Annotated in this window: 15 protein-coding genes; 5 read left to right on the top strand and 10 right to left on the bottom strand. The window is 61.0% G+C overall.

Going from position 1 to position 16,556, the window contains the following annotated elements:
• Positions 1 to 29: 29 nt before the first annotated feature.
• From relA to DK870_RS15840, 5 genes are all read right to left on the bottom strand, one after another.
• Positions 30 to 2,273, bottom strand: coding sequence for a GTP diphosphokinase (gene relA / locus DK870_RS15860; protein ID WP_161549104.1), 2,244 nt, complete (start codon positions 2,271 to 2,273; stop codon positions 30 to 32).
• Between the two features lie 124 nt (positions 2,274 to 2,397).
• Entirely contained in the window at positions 2,398 to 3,750 is a 1,353-nt protein-coding gene (gene rlmD / locus DK870_RS15855) for a 23S rRNA (uracil(1939)-C(5))-methyltransferase RlmD (protein WP_090369441.1), read from the bottom strand.
• Entirely contained in the window at positions 3,750 to 4,652 is a 903-nt protein-coding gene (cysM, locus tag DK870_RS15850) for a cysteine synthase CysM (RefSeq protein ID WP_161549103.1), read from the bottom strand. Before cysM ends, rlmD begins: the two co-directional genes overlap by 1 nt.
• Before the next feature lie 231 nt (positions 4,653 to 4,883).
• Positions 4,884 to 5,489 carry a tRNA-uridine aminocarboxypropyltransferase gene (locus DK870_RS15845; RefSeq protein WP_161549102.1) on the bottom strand — a complete coding sequence of 202 codons (606 nt, stop codon included), beginning with the start codon at positions 5,487 to 5,489 and terminating at the stop codon, positions 4,884 to 4,886.
• Positions 5,490 to 5,494: 5 nt separating this feature from the next.
• Entirely contained in the window at positions 5,495 to 6,388 is an 894-nt protein-coding gene (locus DK870_RS15840) for a LysR family transcriptional regulator (RefSeq protein ID WP_060756107.1), read from the bottom strand.
• Positions 6,389 to 6,680: 292 nt separating this feature from the next.
• Between DK870_RS15840 and speB the strand changes: the two genes are divergently transcribed.
• From speB to DK870_RS15820, 4 genes are read left to right on the top strand one after another with little or no spacing between them, the layout of a single operon-like run.
• On the top strand, positions 6,681 to 7,631 hold the full coding sequence (gene speB, locus DK870_RS15835) for an agmatinase (RefSeq protein ID WP_161549101.1): 951 nt from the start codon (positions 6,681 to 6,683) through the stop codon (positions 7,629 to 7,631).
• Positions 7,631 to 8,053: a nuclear transport factor 2 family protein gene (locus DK870_RS15830; RefSeq protein ID WP_060756109.1), complete on the top strand. Its 423-nt coding sequence runs from the start codon at positions 7,631 to 7,633 to the stop codon at positions 8,051 to 8,053. The genes speB and DK870_RS15830 overlap by 1 nt, the downstream gene beginning before the upstream one ends.
• Before the next feature lie 21 nt (positions 8,054 to 8,074).
• Complete coding sequence (locus tag DK870_RS15825; protein WP_060756110.1) at positions 8,075 to 9,598, top strand: cytosine permease; 1,524 nt, start codon at positions 8,075 to 8,077, stop codon at positions 9,596 to 9,598.
• A 23-nt stretch (positions 9,599 to 9,621) separates the two neighbouring features.
• Entirely contained in the window at positions 9,622 to 11,004 is a 1,383-nt protein-coding gene (locus DK870_RS15820) for a sodium:solute symporter (protein WP_060756111.1), read from the top strand.
• A gap of 237 nt (positions 11,005 to 11,241) precedes the next feature.
• Here DK870_RS15820 and DK870_RS29700 read toward each other — a convergent pair whose 3' ends face one another.
• Positions 11,242 to 11,364 (bottom strand): PA1414 family protein, encoded by a 123-nt coding sequence (locus DK870_RS29700; RefSeq protein WP_003193089.1) that lies wholly within the window; start codon positions 11,362 to 11,364, stop codon positions 11,242 to 11,244.
• 143 nt (positions 11,365 to 11,507) lie between these two features.
• On the bottom strand, positions 11,508 to 12,401 hold the full coding sequence (locus DK870_RS15815) for a LysR family transcriptional regulator (protein WP_060756112.1): 894 nt from the start codon (positions 12,399 to 12,401) through the stop codon (positions 11,508 to 11,510).
• A 104-nt stretch (positions 12,402 to 12,505) separates the two neighbouring features.
• Here DK870_RS15815 and DK870_RS15810 point away from each other — a divergent pair, with 104 nt between their 5' ends.
• Positions 12,506 to 13,705: an MFS transporter gene (locus DK870_RS15810; RefSeq protein WP_161549100.1), complete on the top strand. Its 1,200-nt coding sequence runs from the start codon at positions 12,506 to 12,508 to the stop codon at positions 13,703 to 13,705.
• On the opposite strand, the gene DK870_RS15805 is transcribed toward DK870_RS15810, so the two are convergent.
• The 3 genes from DK870_RS15805 to DK870_RS15795 all read right to left on the bottom strand — a co-directional run bounded on the left by DK870_RS15805 (position 13,617) and on the right by DK870_RS15795 (position 16,545).
• Positions 13,617 to 15,059, bottom strand: a complete 1,443-nt coding sequence (locus DK870_RS15805; RefSeq protein WP_104994464.1) for an NCS1 family nucleobase:cation symporter-1 — start codon at positions 15,057 to 15,059, stop codon at positions 13,617 to 13,619. The genes DK870_RS15810 and DK870_RS15805 overlap by 89 nt on opposite strands.
• Before the next feature lie 198 nt (positions 15,060 to 15,257).
• Positions 15,258 to 15,656, bottom strand: a complete 399-nt coding sequence (locus tag DK870_RS15800) for a DUF2177 family protein (protein WP_090369427.1) — start codon at positions 15,654 to 15,656, stop codon at positions 15,258 to 15,260.
• A 52-nt stretch (positions 15,657 to 15,708) separates the two neighbouring features.
• On the bottom strand, positions 15,709 to 16,545 hold the full coding sequence (locus tag DK870_RS15795) for a S1 RNA-binding domain-containing protein (RefSeq protein WP_060756116.1): 837 nt from the start codon (positions 16,543 to 16,545) through the stop codon (positions 15,709 to 15,711).
• Positions 16,546 to 16,556 lie beyond the last annotated feature (11 nt).

Here is a 16,556-nt window from a genome sequence, read left to right as displayed (position 1 = left end):
CTCCCACATTTCAGATGGTGCTGATCCATTCATGGTGTGCGGTTGCGCCGGGTCTCGATGATGTTCGGCAACTGGGAAATACGCCCCAACAACCGCCCCAGCGCATCCAGGCCCGGGATCTCGATCGTCAGGGACATCAACGCAGTGTTGTCCTCCTTGTTCGAACGGGTGTTGACCGCCAACACGTTGATCCGCTCGTTGAGCAGCACCTGGGACACATCACGCAGCAGGCCGGAACGGTCGTACGCACGAATCACGATGTCCACCGGATAGGTGAGCACCGGCACCGGCCCCCAACTGACCTGGATGATCCGTTCAGGCTCGCGCCCGGCCAACTGCAGCACCGAGGCACAGTCCTGCCGGTGAATGCTGACACCACGGCCCTGGGTGATGTAGCCGACGATGGCGTCCCCCGGCAACGGCTGGCAGCAGCCGGCCATTTGCGTCATCAGGTTGCCCACACCCTGGATCTGGATATCGCCACGCTTGCCGGGCTTGTAGCCGGCGGCTTTGCGTGGAATGAGTTCCAGCTGTTCGCTGCCGCGCTCCGGCTCGACCAACTGCTGGGCCAGGTTGACCAGTTGCGCCAGGCGCAGGTCGCCAGCGCCCAGGGCGGCAAACATGTCTTCGGCAATCTTCATGTTGGCCTTTTCGGCCAGCTTGTCGAAGTCCACCTGCGGCAAACCCAGGCGCGCCAGTTCGCGTTCAAGCAAGGTTTTACCGGCCGCGACGTTCTGGTCGCGCGCCTGCAATTTGAACCAGTGCACGATCTTCGCCCGCGCCCGCGACGTGGTGATGTAGCCCAGGTTCGGGTTCAGCCAGTCACGGCTCGGCGTACCATGCTTGCTGGTGATGATCTCGACCTGTTCACCGGTCTGCAGGGTGTAGTTGAGCGGCACGATCCGCCCATTGATCTTGGCGCCGCGGCAGTTGTGGCCGATTTCAGTGTGTACGCGGTAGGCGAAGTCCAACGGCGTGGCGCCCTTGGGCAAGTCGATGGCATGGCCGTCGGGGGTGAAGATATAGACCCGGTCCGGTTCGATATCCACGCGCAGCTGTTCGGCCAGGCCGCCGATGTCGCCCAGTTCTTCGTGCCACTCCAGCACTTGGCGCAGCCAGGAGATCTTCTCTTCGTACTGGTTGGACCCGGCCTTGACGTCGGTGCCCTTGTAGCGCCAGTGCGCGCACACGCCCAGCTCCGCCTCTTCGTGCATGGCGTGGGTGCGGATCTGCACTTCCAGCACCTTGCCCTCGGGGCCGATTACCGCAGTGTGCAGCGAGCGGTAGCCGTTTTCCTTGGGGTTGGCGATGTAGTCGTCGAACTCCTTGGGAATGTGCCGCCACAAGGTGTGGACAATGCCCAGCGCGGTGTAGCAGTCGCGCATTTCCGGCACCAGCACGCGCACGGCGCGCACATCGTAGATCTGGCTGAAGGCCAGGCCCTTGCGCTGCATTTTGCGCCAGATCGAATAGATGTGCTTGGCGCGGCCGCTGATATCGGCTTCGACGCCGGTGGCCTGCAACTCCGAGCGCAGCTGATTCATCACGTCGGAGATAAAGCGCTCGCGGTCGAGCCGCCGCTCATGCAGCAGCGTAGCGATCTGCTTGTATTGTTCGGGCTCAAGGTAGCGGAAGGACAAGTCCTCCAGCTCCCACTTGATATGGCCGATACCCAGGCGATGCGCCAGCGGCGCATAGATATCAAAGACTTCGCGCGCAACGCGGTTGCGCTTTTCATCATCGGCCGTCTTCACCGCCCGGATCGCGCAGGTACGCTCGGCCAGCTTGATCAGGGCGACGCGCACGTCGTCGACCATCGCCACCAGCATCTTGCGCAGGTTTTCCACCTGGCCCTGGGTGCCCATCACCATCGATTGGCGCGGGCTGAGGCTGGCACTGATGGCGGCCATGCGGGCCACGCCGTCGATGAGCTTGGCGACCAAGGCGCCAAAGCGCTGGCTGACGGTGGCCAGTTGGATATGCCCTTCACGCACACCGCGATAGAGCACGGCGGCGATCAGCGAATCCTGGTCGAGCTTGAGATCGGCGAGGATCTCGGCGATCTCAAGCCCGGTACGAAAGCTCGAAGTGCCCTCGGCCCACAGGTTCTTGGCCGCATTGTTTTGCTGCTCGGACTCACGAGCGAACTCGCAAGCGGCCTTCAAGGCTTCACGGTCCAGTGCCGGGTCGACACTGACGGCATGATCCAGCCATGCCTCGAGATTGATACTGCCGTCGGTGTTGATCGGCTGGTGTGCTCTCACCTGTACCATCTTGCTTACCTTCCCTACGACGCACCTTCGATGCGTCAAAAATCATCGCCGACCTTGTACTGCACTCTCCCCGGCAGGTCACAGGCCCTGGAGACTACAAGGCCGGTCGGATTAAACGGGCATCCTAGCCCGCTTCAAATAACGCCATGGCCTCGACATGCGCGGTTTGCGGAAACATGTCGAGGATCCCGGCACGCTTTAGCCGGTAGCCTTGCTTGACCAACTCAACGGTGTCCCGCGCCAGCGTGGCCGGGTTGCAGGACACATACACCAGACGCCTGGCCTTGAAGGTCGCAAGCTTGCGCACAACTTCCAGGGCACCGTCACGGGGTGGGTCCAAGAGTACCGCAGAAAAGCCTTGTTTGGCCCATTCTGTGTCAGTCAAAGGCTGGGACAAATCGGCCTGAAAAAACTGTGCGTTATGCAAATTATTGCTGACGGCATTGGCGGCCGCCCGGTCCACCATGGCCTGCACACCTTCCACCGCCACCACTTCACGCACCTGACGCGCCAGTGGCAGGGCGAAGTTGCCAAGCCCGCAAAACAAGTCCAGCACCCGCTCGTCGGGTTGTGGCGCCAGCCATTCCAGGGCCTGGGCGACCATCGCCGCGTTGACTGCGGCGTTGACCTGGACGAAATCGCCAGGCCGGTAAGCCAGCTCCAGATCCCACTGTTCCAATCGAAACCCCAAGACGGCATCGGCTTCGACCGGCTCCGGCTGTCCTTCGCCATGCAGCCACAGCTGGGCTTCATGGAAGGCACAAAATTCTTTCAAGAGCTGCAGGTCCGCTTCCGACAACGGCGCCATATGCCGCAGCAACACGGCGATGGAGGTACCACTGAACAACTCGACATGCCCCAGGGCCTGCGGTTTGCTCAGCCGGCGCAACAGGTTCGGCAAGCGCTGCATGATCGGCTGCAAGGCCTGTACCAGCACCGGGCAATCATCGATGGCGACGATGTCCTGGCTGGCCACGGCGCGAAAACCCACTTCAAGTTTTTTCGCCTTGGCATCCCAGCGCACGGCCACGCGGGCGCGGCGACGGTAGCCAAATTCCGGGCCGCTCAAGGGCGCCGCCCATTCCTGCGGCTCAACACCGGCCACACGCGACAATTGCTCGGCGAGCATGCGCTGTTTCAGGGCAAGTTGTTCGGCATGGGGCAAGTGCTGCACGCTGCAGCCACCACAACGCCCCACGTGGGCACAGGGTGCCGGGCGCCGCAGTTCGCTGGCGGTGAATACGCGCTCGGTGCGCGCCTCGACGATCTTGCCATGAGCGCCCAACACCCGCGCTTCCACGTCCTCACCGGCCAGGGCGCCATTGACGAACCAGGTACGGCCTTCAAAGTACACAATGCCACGGCCGTCATTGGCCAGGCGCTCGATGGTCAGGCGTTGTTTCTTGCCCACCGGAATCTGCGGGGCCCGACTACCGCCCGTCGGTTGGAAGCGCAGGCCTCTTTCGTGCTTGGCCATCAGTTGGGTTCGTCGAAAATGCCGGTCGACAGGTAACGGTCGCCTCGGTCACAGATGATCGCGACGATCACCGCGTTTTCCACTTCCCTGGACAAGCGCAGCATGCCCGCCACCGCGCCACCGGAAGACACGCCGCAGAAGATGCCTTCTTCACGGGCCAGACGGCGGGTGGTGTCTTCGGCTTCACGCTGAGCCATGTCGATGATGCGGTCTACGCGCGTCGCGCTGTAGATCTTCGGCAAGTACTCTTCGGGCCAACGGCGGATACCCGGGATCGACGCGCCCTCCATCGGTTGCAGGCCGACGATCTGGATCGCCGGGTTCTGCTCCTTGAGATAACGCGAGTTGCCCATGATGGTGCCGGTGGTGCCCATGGAGCTGACGAAATGGCTGATGGTGCCCTGGGTCTGGCGCCAGATTTCCGGGCCGGTGCTGGTGTAGTGCGCCTCTGGGTTATCGCCATTGGCGAACTGGTCCAGTACCAGGCCACGACCTTCGGCGGCCATGCGCTCGGCGAGGTCACGCGCGCCTTCCATGCCTTCTTCCTGGGTGACCAGGATCAACTGGGCGCCATAGGCGGTCATCGCCGCCTTGCGTTCGGCGCTGCCGTTGTCGGGCATGATCAGGATCATCTTGTAGCCCTTGATCGCGGCAGCCATGGCCAGGGCGATCCCGGTGTTGCCGGAGGTGGCTTCGATCAGGGTGTCGCCAGGCTTGATCTGCCCGCGCAACTCGGCGCGGGTGATCATCGACAGCGCCGGGCGGTCTTTGACCGAGCCGGCCGGGTTGTTCCCTTCGAGCTTGAGCAACAGGGTATTGCTGGTTTCACCCGCCATGCGTTGCAAGCGGACCAGGGGCGTGTTGCCGACGCAATCGGCGATTGTTGGGTACTGCAAGGTCATGGCGTATTCGCAATCCAGACTGCGGGGGCGAACATCATACCGGGAAAGGTCGGCGGGCCATATCACGCAAAGTGTGGTGTTTATTACTTATTGGAATATGTGGATTAATGGGCGCCTGTGCCACCGCTATCGGGAGCAAGCCCCCTCCCACAGAGGATCGAGTGACACCATTGGAATGCGGTCATCTGTGGGAGGGGGCTTGCTCCCGATAGCCGCACCTCGATCTCCGGGCTAACCCGACTGCCCATCACCATGATTTCTCTGAAACACCTCCTCACCCATCGCCGCAATCTGCCCCTCGATCAGCGCTTCAAAGGGTTTGAGCAACGGTTCGAACGATACCGGTGCCTCCAGCACCTGCAGCGCTTGAACAATCGCCTCCAGCGTCGACAGCGCCCCCGGCCCCGGCGCCTTGCGCAGCCGGTAACGCGAAACACCGCCCTCGGCCAGTGTCACCCTCGGCAACGCCGCCAACAACGGATTGAGGTGCAACAGTTTACGCGCCTTGCGCCAGGTGCCATCGGGCACTACCAACAACAAGGGCTGCTCGTCCGGCGCATAGGCCTGCAAAGGCTGGGCATCATCCGCCGGGAACAATAACCGCGCCCGATAACCGGGCGGGTTCAGTAAAGTCGGCAAATCTGCAAACACCTCGCCCACTACGAACTGCGCATTGTTCAACCCCAACGCCGCCAAGCGTGCGGTATTCAGCGCATGGTTGACCTCGCTCGGGTGCTGCAACAGCAACACTCGCGTGCGACTGTCGAGGCAGGGAATCAACGGGCACAGGCAATGGGTGACGGGCCTGAGGCAACAGGAACATTGGGGTCTGGACATGATTTTCAGGCCTGGTTGAGCTGGGCTTTGAGCAAGTCGCGGAACGTCTGGATCAACGGCTCGCGGCTGCGGCCCCGACGCATGATCATGGAGAACGGCGCCTGGTAGCCGAAGGTCGCCGGCAGCAACACGCGCAGGTCGCCCTTGTCGGCCCACGCCTGGGCATAGTGCTCGGGCAGGTAGCCGATGTAAGCACCGGACAGCACCAGGATCAGCTGCGCCTCCATACTCTCCACCGTCGCGGCGCTGTGCTTGAAGCCATGGCGCGCCAGTTCCGCCTGGCTCCAGTAGCCGCGGCCGACCATGCGCTGCTGGGTAATCACTTGTTCGGGGATGCGCCGCTCGTTGAACAGCGGGTGCCGCGTGCTGCAATACAACCAGTGCTGCTCGCGATACAGCGGCATGTAGATCAACCCGCTCATGCGATTGGAAAAAGCGCCGATGGCCAGGTCCAGGCGATTGTCCTGCACCCCCAATTGCAATTCGTAAGGGCTCATCACCGATAGATGCAAATGCACCGCCGGGTGTTCCAGGCTGTAGGCGCCGATCACTTCGGCAAATGGCAACGCCTTGTCGCTGACAGTGGAGTCGAGCACGCCCAGCTTGAGGGTGCCGCGCAACTCGCCTTTCAACGCGGCGGCGTATTGCTCGAAACCTTCGAGTTCACCAAGCAGGCGCAGGGTTTCCTGATAGAACAACTCGCCCTTGCTGGTCAGGCTGAACCCGCCCCGCCCGCGATGGCACAGCACCAGGCCCAACGCCGACTCCAGTTGGCTCATGTAGGTGCTGATGGCTGACGTCGACAGGTTGAGTTCGTGCTGAGCATTGGCGAAGCCCTGGTGGCGCACCACGCTGACGAAGATGCGCAGCAGTTTCAAGTCGGGCAAGGCGTTGGCCATGGGCTCTCCACAATGTTCAGTTGGCTTGTAGTGAGCGGGCTTGCCCCGCGCTGGGTGGCGAAGCCGCCCCAAACCCGGGCTCCTCGGTTCTTCTGAAATACCGCGGCGTCTTTGTTGGGGCGGCTTCGCCACCCAGCGCGGGGCAAGCCCGCTCACTACAACCCAGAGAGTTTAACCGCTGGGGATTAGTTTAGAAAAACCTGAACTAAGTATTTGCCCCTGCCGATTCTTCCCGCCACGGGCTTTTCGCAGAATCGGCCGCTAATAAACAAAACAACGATGAGGCACTCCCGTGGACAAGATTTTCCACCAACCACTGGGCGGCAACGAAATGCCGCGCTTCGCCGGCATCGCCACCATGATGCGCCTGCCCCACCTGCAAACGGCCCAGGGCCTGGACGCCGCCTTTATCGGCGTGCCCTTGGATATCGGCACTTCACTGCGTGCCGGCACACGCTTCGGGCCGCGTGAAATCCGCGCCGAATCAGTGATGATCCGCCCCTACAACATGGCCACCGGTGCCGCCCCATTCGACTCGCTGTCGGTGGCCGATATCGGCGACGTGGCGATCAACACGTTCAACCTGCTCGACGCCGTGCGCATCATCGAAGAAGCCTACGACGAGATTCTTGACCACGACGTGATCCCGCTGACCCTGGGCGGTGACCACACCATCACCTTGCCGATCCTGCGCGCGATCCACAAAAAACACGGCAAGGTCGGCCTGGTGCACATCGATGCCCATGCTGACGTCAACGACCACATGTTCGGTGAGAAAATCGCCCACGGCACCACCTTCCGCCGCGCCGTCGAAGAAGGCTTGCTCGATTGCGACCGTGTGGTGCAAATCGGCCTGCGCGCCCAGGGCTACACCGCCGAAGACTTTAACTGGAGCCGCAAACAGGGCTTTCGCGTGGTCCAGGCCGAAGAATGCTGGCACCACTCCCTCGCCCCCTTGATGGCCGAAGTACGTGAAAAAGTCAGCGGTGGCCCGGTGTACCTGAGCTTTGATATCGACGGCATCGACCCGGCGTGGGCGCCCGGTACCGGCACCCCGGAAATCGGCGGGCTGACCACCATCCAGGCGATCGAGATCATCCGCGGCTGCCAGGGCCTGGACCTGATTGGTTGCGACCTGGTGGAAGTTTCGCCACCGTACGACACCACCGGCAACACCTCGCTGCTGGGCGCCAACTTGCTGTACGAGATGCTCTGCGTACTGCCTGGCGTGGCGCATCGCTGATGAGCACGCAAGCCGTGCTGAAAGCTGCCGCCGACCTGGTGTCGGCGTTTGCCCGCAATGACCGCGCCGCTTATTTCGACGCGTTCACGGCCGATGCCACCTTTGTGTTTTATACCCTCCCCGAGCCACTGCTCAGCCGCGACGCCTACCAGGCGTTGTGGGACAGCTGGCGCCAGGACGAGGGGTTTGAGGTGCTGTCCTGCACCTCAAGCAACGCCACTGTCAGCCTGCAAGGTGAGGTGGCGATATTGATTCATGACGTGGCCACCGAGCTGCGCATGAACGGGGAGCAATTCAATAGCCAGGAACGCGAAACCATTGTCTTCAGACGGCAACGGTTGCGCGCAGAACAACAAGAGGGCCTGTGGCTGGCCTGTCACGAACATTTATCCGCTATGCCGGAAGGGCTGCCGCCCCATTAGCCAATGTGATCGGAGCTGATCATGAATAATAAAAACAACGATAAAAGTATTCGAAAAATAGAAACCAACGGGGTCGAACAGATCCCGGACCACGAACGTACCGCCAGCCCCAAGGATCTGTTCCGTCTGATCTTCGGCGGTGCCAACACCTTTGCCACCGCCGTGCTGGGCTCATTTCCCGTGCTGTTCGGCCTGTCGTTCCAGGCCGGCGCCTGGGCGATCGTACTGGGCGTGCTGGTGGGCGCGTTGATCCTGGCCCCCATGGGCCTGTTCGGGCCGATCAATGGCACCAACAACGCAGTGTCTTCCGGTGCGCACTTCGGGGTGCACGGGCGGATTGTCGGCTCATTTCTGTCGCTGCTGACCGCGATTGCCTTCTTCTCACTCTCGGTGTGGAGTTCGGGTGATGCCTTGGTCGGTGGTGCGAAACGTCTGATTGGCCTGCCGGAAACCGATCTGACCCTGGGTTTGGCCTATGGCCTGTTCGCCCTCCTGGTGCTCACGGTGTGCATCTACGGCTTTCGCTTCATGCTGTGGGTCAACCGTATCGCCGTATGGGCGGCGAGCCTGTTGTTCCTGCTGGGGATCTTCGCGTTTGCGCCGGCCTTCGACAGCCAGTTCGCCGGCACTGTAGCGCTGGGTCAGCCGGGTTTCTGGGCGGCGTTTATCGGCGCCGCATTAGTGGCCATGAGCAATCCGATTTCCTTCGGGGCGTTCCTGGGTGACTGGTCGCGCTATATCCCGCGTGAAACACCGAAAGGTCGAATCATGCTGGCGGTGGTCCTCGCGCAAATCGCCACTTTGATCCCGTTCCTGTTCGGCCTGGCCACCGCGACCATCGTGGCGATCAAGGCGCCGGACTACATCGCGGCCAACAATTATGTCGGCGGCCTGCTGGCGGTGGCGCCGAGCTGGTTCTTCCTGCCGGTGTGCCTGATCGCGGTGATCGGCGGCATGTCCACCGGCACCACCTCGCTGTATGGCACCGGGCTGGACATGTCCAGCGTGTTCCCACGCCTGCTGTCGCGGGTCAAGGCCACATTGCTGATTGGGGTGATGTCGATAGCCTTCATCTTTATCGGACGTTTCGCCGCCAACCTGGTGCAAAGCGTCTCGACCTTCGCCGTGTTGATCATCACCTGCACCACGCCGTGGATGGTGATGATGATCATCGGCCTGATCGTACGCCGGGGCTTCTACTGCCCGGACGATCTGCAAGTGTTCACCCGCGGTGAGACCGGCGGTCGCTACTGGTTCAACCATGGCTGGAACTGGCGCGGGCTCGGGGCCTGGATCCCGAGTGCACTGGTGGGCCTGTGCTTCGTCAACCTGCCGGGGCAGTTTGTCGGGCCGCTGGGCAACCTGGCGGATGGCATCGATATCAGCCTGCCGGTGACGCTGGGGCTGGCTTGCGTGGTGTACCTGACCTTGCTGCGGCTGTTTCCCGAGCCGGCCTCGGTTTATGGGCCGGCTGTCGTGGCGAGGGAGCGTTCACTCTCACCACCGCATGTTCCCTCGCCACAGCAAGCGCCTTCAGCACAATAAAAAATAATCGGAGAACCGCCGTCATGGCTTTGGATTTATTCGTCGTACTCATCTACGCCGCCGGCATGCTCGTGCTCGGCTATTACGGCATGCGCCGCGCCAAGACCCACGAGGACTATCTGGTGGCCGGCCGCAACCTGGGGCCGTCGCTGTACATGGGCACCATGGCGGCCACCGTACTGGGCGGTGCATCGACCGTCGGCACCGTGCGCCTGGGTTATGTGCATGGTATTTCCGGTTTCTGGCTGTGCGCCGCGCTGGGCGCCGGGATCATCGCGCTGAACCTGTTCCTGGCCAAGCCGCTGCTGAAGCTGAAAATCTTCACCGTCACCCAGGTTCTGGAAAAGCGCTACAACCCCATGGCCCGTCAAGCGAGTGCGGTGATCATGCTGGCCTATGCCTTGATGATCGGCGTGACCTCGATCCTGGCCATTGGCACCGTACTGCAAGTGCTGTTCGGCCTGCCGTTCTGGGTCTCGGTGCTGCTGGGCGGTGGCGTGGTGGTGGTGTACTCGACCATCGGCGGCATGTGGTCGCTGACCCTCACCGATATCGTGCAGTTCGTGATCAAGACCGTCGGCCTGATGTTCATCCTGCTCCCCATCTGCCTGTACCGCGTCGGCGGTTGGGATGAGCTGGTCGCCAAGCTGCCGGCATCGAACTTCAGCTTCACCGAAATCGGCTGGGACACGATCATCACCTACTTCATGATCTACTTTTTCGGCATCCTGATTGGCCAGGACATCTGGCAGCGAGTGTTCACCGCCCGCGATGAAAAGGTCGCCAAGTACGCAGGCACTTTCGCCGGTTTCTACTGCATCCTCTACGGCCTGGCCTGCGCGCTGATTGGCATGGCGGCGCATGTACTGCTCCCCAACCTGGACAACGTCAACAACGCCTTCGCCGCCATCGTCAAAGCCTCGCTGCCGGATGGCATCCGCGGCCTGGTAATTGCTGCGGCCCTGGCCGCGATGATGTCCACCGCCAGCGCCGGCTTACTGGCGGCCTCCACGGTATTGACCGAAGACCTGCTGCCGCGCTTGCGTGGCGGCAAACCGTCGAGCCTGGCGGTCAACCGCCTGTTCACCATGCTCACCGGCATTGCCGTACTGGGGATCGCACTGGTGGTCAACGATGTGATCAGCGCGCTCACCCTGGCCTACAACCTGTTGGTAGGTGGCATGCTGATCCCACTGATCGGCGCGATCTTCTGGAAGCGGGCAACCACCTCAGGCGCGATCACCTCCATGACCCTGGGCTTTGTGACGGCGCTGGTATTCATGATCAAGGATGGGTTGGACGCGAATACGCCGATCTACTACAGCCTGGCGATTGGGCTGGTGAGCTTCGTGGTGGTGAGTATGTTGTCGCGCAGCCCCCAGGCATCGGTAGCCCGGGCGGTTTGAGGCGCAACAGGATTTAAAGCGGTTGCTTCAGCGGGTGCGACGTCGGGTGTCGCGCCCGTTTTTTTGGGGGCTACTGCCAAGCCTTCTCAAACAGATCGCCGCAGGTCTTGCATTCGGAACACGATAATAAAAAACGCGGCCGCGTAAGGCATAAGGAGCACGGAAGGCACTCCGAAGAGAACCCACGCCCTCAACGCCCGCATGATCACGGCCACGATCACGTGAGCGCCTCAGGGATTACCTGCGACGGGGACGGCGTTGCTCATCATCCGTACGAATAGGCACCGGTTGCAGCGGCGGCTCGATCAAGCCGAGTGCCACGCCGAGGTCATGGAGCCAGTTCTGAATTTTCTCTTTCATGGTGGTGCCCCCCTTTGAGGGTAATGCGGGTCGGCGCTAATTCTGTCGCCGCTTCCTACAGATAGTAGCCTTAAGTCTTACGTATTGCTTGTACGAAAACACAACGAACTATTACTGAATTCATCTAAATCCTGACGGATCGCTCAAGCGATCGCGCGCGTGTCTTGCAGGATCTCGGCTCTGCCTGCCTGCTGCAGGTCAATCCATGCATTGAGGTTAGCGCCGAGCATCCCCTTTCGCCACATGAGCCAGGTAGTCGCAGTGGCAAAAGGCCCGGTCAGGGGATGAACGGACACACCGTCCTTGCCCGGCAGGCTGTCGAGCATGGATTCAGACATCAATGCCACACCGGAACCGGCAATCACGCAGGCGAGCATGCCTTGATAAGACTCGATCTCGATCGCCCGGCCCATGGCCACACGGTCGTGGGAAAACCAGGTTTCAAGGCGTGCGCGGTAAGCACAACTGCGGCGGAAGGTGAATACCGAGCGGCCCGCCACATCCTGGGGGCCGCGCACGGGTGGGTGATCGGCTTCGCAGATCAACACCAACCGCTCTTCGCACAGGGGCACACCATCAAGGGTGGCGATGGTGATGGGGCCGTCCACCAGCGCCGCGTCCAGGCGACCGGCGATCAGGCCCTCCAAAAGCTCACCGCTGGGCGCCGATTGCACCTGCAGGTTCACCATCGGGTAGGCCTTGTGGTAACGCGCCAACAACTTCGGCAAATGAATCGCCGCAGTGCTGTACATACTGCCCAGCACAAAATCGCCGGCCGGTTGCCCGCCCTGCACAGCGCCGTGAGCTTCGTCGTGCAGCGCCAGCAGACGGGTGCTGTAGTCCAGTAACACTTTGCCCGCTGGAGAAAGCTGCAAACGCTGGCGCTCGCGCACGAACAACTCAACACCGAGCTGCTCTTCCATCTGCTTGAGGCGTGTCGACAGGTTCGACGGCACTCGGTGCAAGCGTTCAGCCGCACGGGTGATGGAACCCTCCTCTGCCACGGCCTGGAAAATACGCAATTGACTGAACTCCACACTATTCTCCAAAACTGAACAAGTTACTCAATATTATTCATTTTTACAGAAAGTAAACTCGATTTAGCCTGAAGGTCAATCGCTGCTTTGCAGGAAACCTGAACATGTCCCCCCTGACTCGCTTACTCGCCAGCTTTATCGCCTTGATGATGGCCATGGGCATTGGCCGCTTCGCGCTGACCCCGCAGATGCCCCACCTGCTCAGTGAAGGCCAGGTCGACCTGACCGGCGCAGGGCTGATCGCGGCGGCCAATTACCTGGGCTACTTCGTGGGTGCAGTGGATTCGATCTTCGCCCGCAGCCATCACCACGTACGAGGTCGGATGTACGGCGGGCTGTGGCTTTGCGTGCTGCTGACCCTGGCGTCGTATTGGGCACAGGGCTTCTGGCCGCACCTGTTGCTGCGCTTTGGCACCGGCGCCGCCAGTGCCTGGGCGTTGGTGATGATCACCAGCTTGAGCCAGCCCCTGGCGATTGCCGCCGGGCGAGCACGCCTGGGCGCCTTGGTGTTTGCCGGCCCGGGGCTGGGCATTCTGCTGACCGGGCTGCTGGCATTGGGCTCGAACCGCCTGGGGCAAAGCTCGGCAACGCTGTGGCTGGTGTATGGCGTGGTGGCGCTGGTAATGCTGCTGGCGACCCTGCCGTTCCTGCCTCAACCGATCGCGCCAGTTGCCCACGTCCATCACACGGGTGGCAACGCCAGCATCGCGCATCTGTGCTGGATTTACTTCCTGTATGGCCTGGGCTACATCATTCCGGCGACCTTCCTGTCACAAATGGCCAGCGCGCAATTCAACGGCGCCTGGCAAGCCGATCTGTTCTGGCCATGCTTTGGCCTGGCTGCCGCGATGGGCGTGGTGATCGCCAGCCTGCGCCGCAAAGACCCGCACACCACCCGCCGCTGGCTGATGAGCACGTTATGGCTACAAGCAGCCGGGGTGTTCGCCTGCTTGCTGGGCAATGGCTGGGGCTTGGCGCTGGGCGTATTGCTGTGCGGTGCACCGTTCCTGGCTTGCATGCAGTTGGTGATGGCACGCTTGCGGGAAGTCGCCCCCCACGGCTACCAGCGCAGCACCGGGCTGTTGACCGCCAGCTTTGCCGTCGGGCAATTGAGCGGCCCGTTGCTGGCGTCGCTGAGCAGTCACTGGAGCGGCGGCCTGCAACCGGCCTTGCTGATTGCCGGCGGCGGCCTGATATTGGCGGGCGTAATACTGATCAACCGGCAACCAGCGGCGTCGGCGAGCGAACCTGCTCGCGCCGGGCAAGCACCAGGAAAAACAGCCCTCCCAGGAAACAGCCGGTAAACCAGGCAAAGTTGGCCATGCCCTGCAGCGCCGGCGTAAAGGTGATTGCAACCCCCACCAGCGTCGCGGGCACCAAGGCTTTGACCGCCGTCCAATTCACCCCGCCGTCGAAGTAGTAGCGCCCGCTCGGGCTGTCATCGAACAGCGCATCCACATCGATCTTCTGCTTTTTGACCAGGTAGAAGTCCACCAGCAGAATCCCGAACAACGGGCCAATGAACGCTGCAAGGATGTCCAGGGTGTAGTGGATCATCAGTGGGTTATTGAACAGGTTCCACGGGGTGATGAAGATCGATGCCACGGCGGCGATCATCCCCCCGGCCCGCCAGCTGATTTTGCTCGGTGCCACATTGGCAAAATCAAACGCCGGCGACACGAAATTGGCCACGATATTGATGCCGATGGTCGCGGTGACGAAAGCAAAGGCTCCCAGCAACACAGCCAGGCTGTTGTCGATGCGCGAGACGGTGGCGATCGGGTCGTGAAGCATTTCGCCAAATACCGGCAGCGTGCCCGAAACGATCACCACGGTGACCAGGGAAAATGCCAGGAAATTCACCGGTAGCCCCCAGAAATTACCGCGCCGTACGTCGCGCATGCTGCGGCAATAGCGGCTGAAATCACCAAAATTCAGTGTGGGGCCGGAGAAGTACGACACCACCAGCGCCGTCGCCACGATCACCTGACCGAAGGCTTGCCAGCCCGACAGGGATTTTTCCGCCAGGGTGAAACTGATATTCGCCCAGCCGGCCTTCCATACGATCCAACCGGCCAAGGCAAACATCACCGCGTACACCACCGGCCCAGCCCAGTCGATAAAGCGGCGGATCGACTCCATGCCGGCCCAGAACACCGCTGCCTGCAATACCCATAAGCTGAGAAAGCCAAACCAGCCCAGATAGGACAACCCTGCAAAATGCGGCTCTGCATACACCGCCATCTGTGGGAAAAAGCGCAGCACCACGATGATCAAGGCACTCGACGCCAAGTACGTCTGAATGCCGTACCACGCTACAGCGATCAACCCACGAATCACCGCCGGAATATTCGCTCCGAACACACCAAACGCCAGCCGACAGATCACCGGATACGGCACGGCAGCCTGCTGGCTCGGCTTGGCCACCAAGTTGGCGATCAACTGCACGATGCAGATCCCGGCCAGCAAGGCGATCAACACCTGCCAACTGGCCAGGCCGAGCGCGAACAGGCTGGCGGCGAAGACATAGCCGCCCACGCTGTGCACATCACTCATCCAGAAGGCGAAGATGTTGTACCAAGTCCATTTTTGCGGCAAAGGCCCCAGGTCCTGGTTGTACAGGCGCGGGCTGTAGCCTTTGGGGTGTTGTTCGGTCATCGCTGGGCTCCTCGAAATACCGGCCAGCGCTGTCGTCGCAGCGTGCATACGTTAGGCGGCGCGGTTTGTATACGAGGCATTCAGCAGAATACGTGCCAATGGCACACAATCCCTCTGAATCAGCGTTCCACAGGGACTACAAAGGCTTTACAAGCAGGATGGGCGCTCAGCAACGGTGCATTAAAATCCTGTACACAATCAGTGTTGCACCCGATGTGCACACAGGTAGCCGGCAGCACAACATACCGCCGTCAGAAAGGTGCCCCAGGCCATGTCCATCACCGCCAAACCGGCAGACCAGCCTTGCAGCGTGGCCCAGTTGCTCAAGTCATAAGTGCCGTAGGCCACCAGGCCGAGCAGCGCCCCCAGGCGTGCGGCGCGTTGCCAGCTGGCGCTTGGCAGCACGACCAATGCCACACAACCGGCGGCGTACAGGAGATAGAACAGCACCGCCGGCAGTAGGCGAGGTTGATCGAGCATCAGCGAGCCGAGCAGGGACTTATAGGTAGGGCCCATCAGGACGCCGAGCCAGAGGCCGTCGAGCAGCAGAAAGGCGAGCAAGGTGCCGAGGTAAGCGAAGAGTGTTTTGCGCATCATTTATGTAGCCTCTGTAGGCGCCGATGGGCGCCTACAGAAGAGCAAGCCGGGCTCAGCTTAGTTCAATGCGATCGGCATGAATCACAATCTGACCTTGCTTGTAGAGCGCACCAATGGCCTTCTTGAAGTTGCCCTTGCTGACGCCGAACAAGTTGCTGATCAGCGCCGGGTCGCTTTTGTCGCTGACCGGCAAGGTGCCGTTGTTTTCGCGCAACTTGGCAAGGATCTTCGAATTGAGGCTGGACGCTGCTTCCTGGCCAACCGGCTGCAGGCTCAGGCTGATGTTGCCATCGGCACGGATCTCTTTGATAAAGCCTTTTTCCTGCTTGCCGGGGCGCAGGAACTTGAACACTTCGTTCTTGTGGATCAGGCCCCAGTGCTTGTTGTTGATGATCGCCTTGAAACCCATGTCGGTGGCTTCGGCCACCAGCAGGTCGACTTCCTGGCCTACCTGGTAGTTGGCCGGCGTTTTGTCCAGGTAACGATCCAGGCGTGCAGTGGCGGTGATGCGTTTGGTGTGCTTGTCGAGGTAGACATGCACTACGCAGTAATCACCGGCACTCAATTGGCGTTTTTCTTCCGAATACGGGAGCAACAGATCCTTGGGTAAGCCCCAGTCAAGGAATACACCAATGCTGTTGACTTCCACCACTTTCAAACTGGCAAATTCGCCCACTTGAACTTTCGGTTTTTCAGTCGTGGCAATAAGTTTGTCATCGCTGTCCAGATAAATGAAAACGTTAAGCCAGTCTTCATCTTCGCTGGGAATATCTTTGGGGATATACCGATTCGGCAAGAGGATTTCACCATCTTGCGCGCCATCCAGGTACAAACCGAAGTTAGTATGTTTAACCACTTGCAAACTGTTGTAGCGCCCGACTAAAGCCATGTCCAATACCC

The sequence above is a fragment of the Pseudomonas sp. Q1 genome, assembly GCF_009935975.1.
GTDB classification, from domain to species: Bacteria; Pseudomonadota; Gammaproteobacteria; order Pseudomonadales; family Pseudomonadaceae; genus Aquipseudomonas; species Aquipseudomonas palleroniana.
The sequence above is the reverse complement of the archived record's forward strand: the minus strand, read 5'-3'. Positions and strand labels throughout refer to the sequence as shown.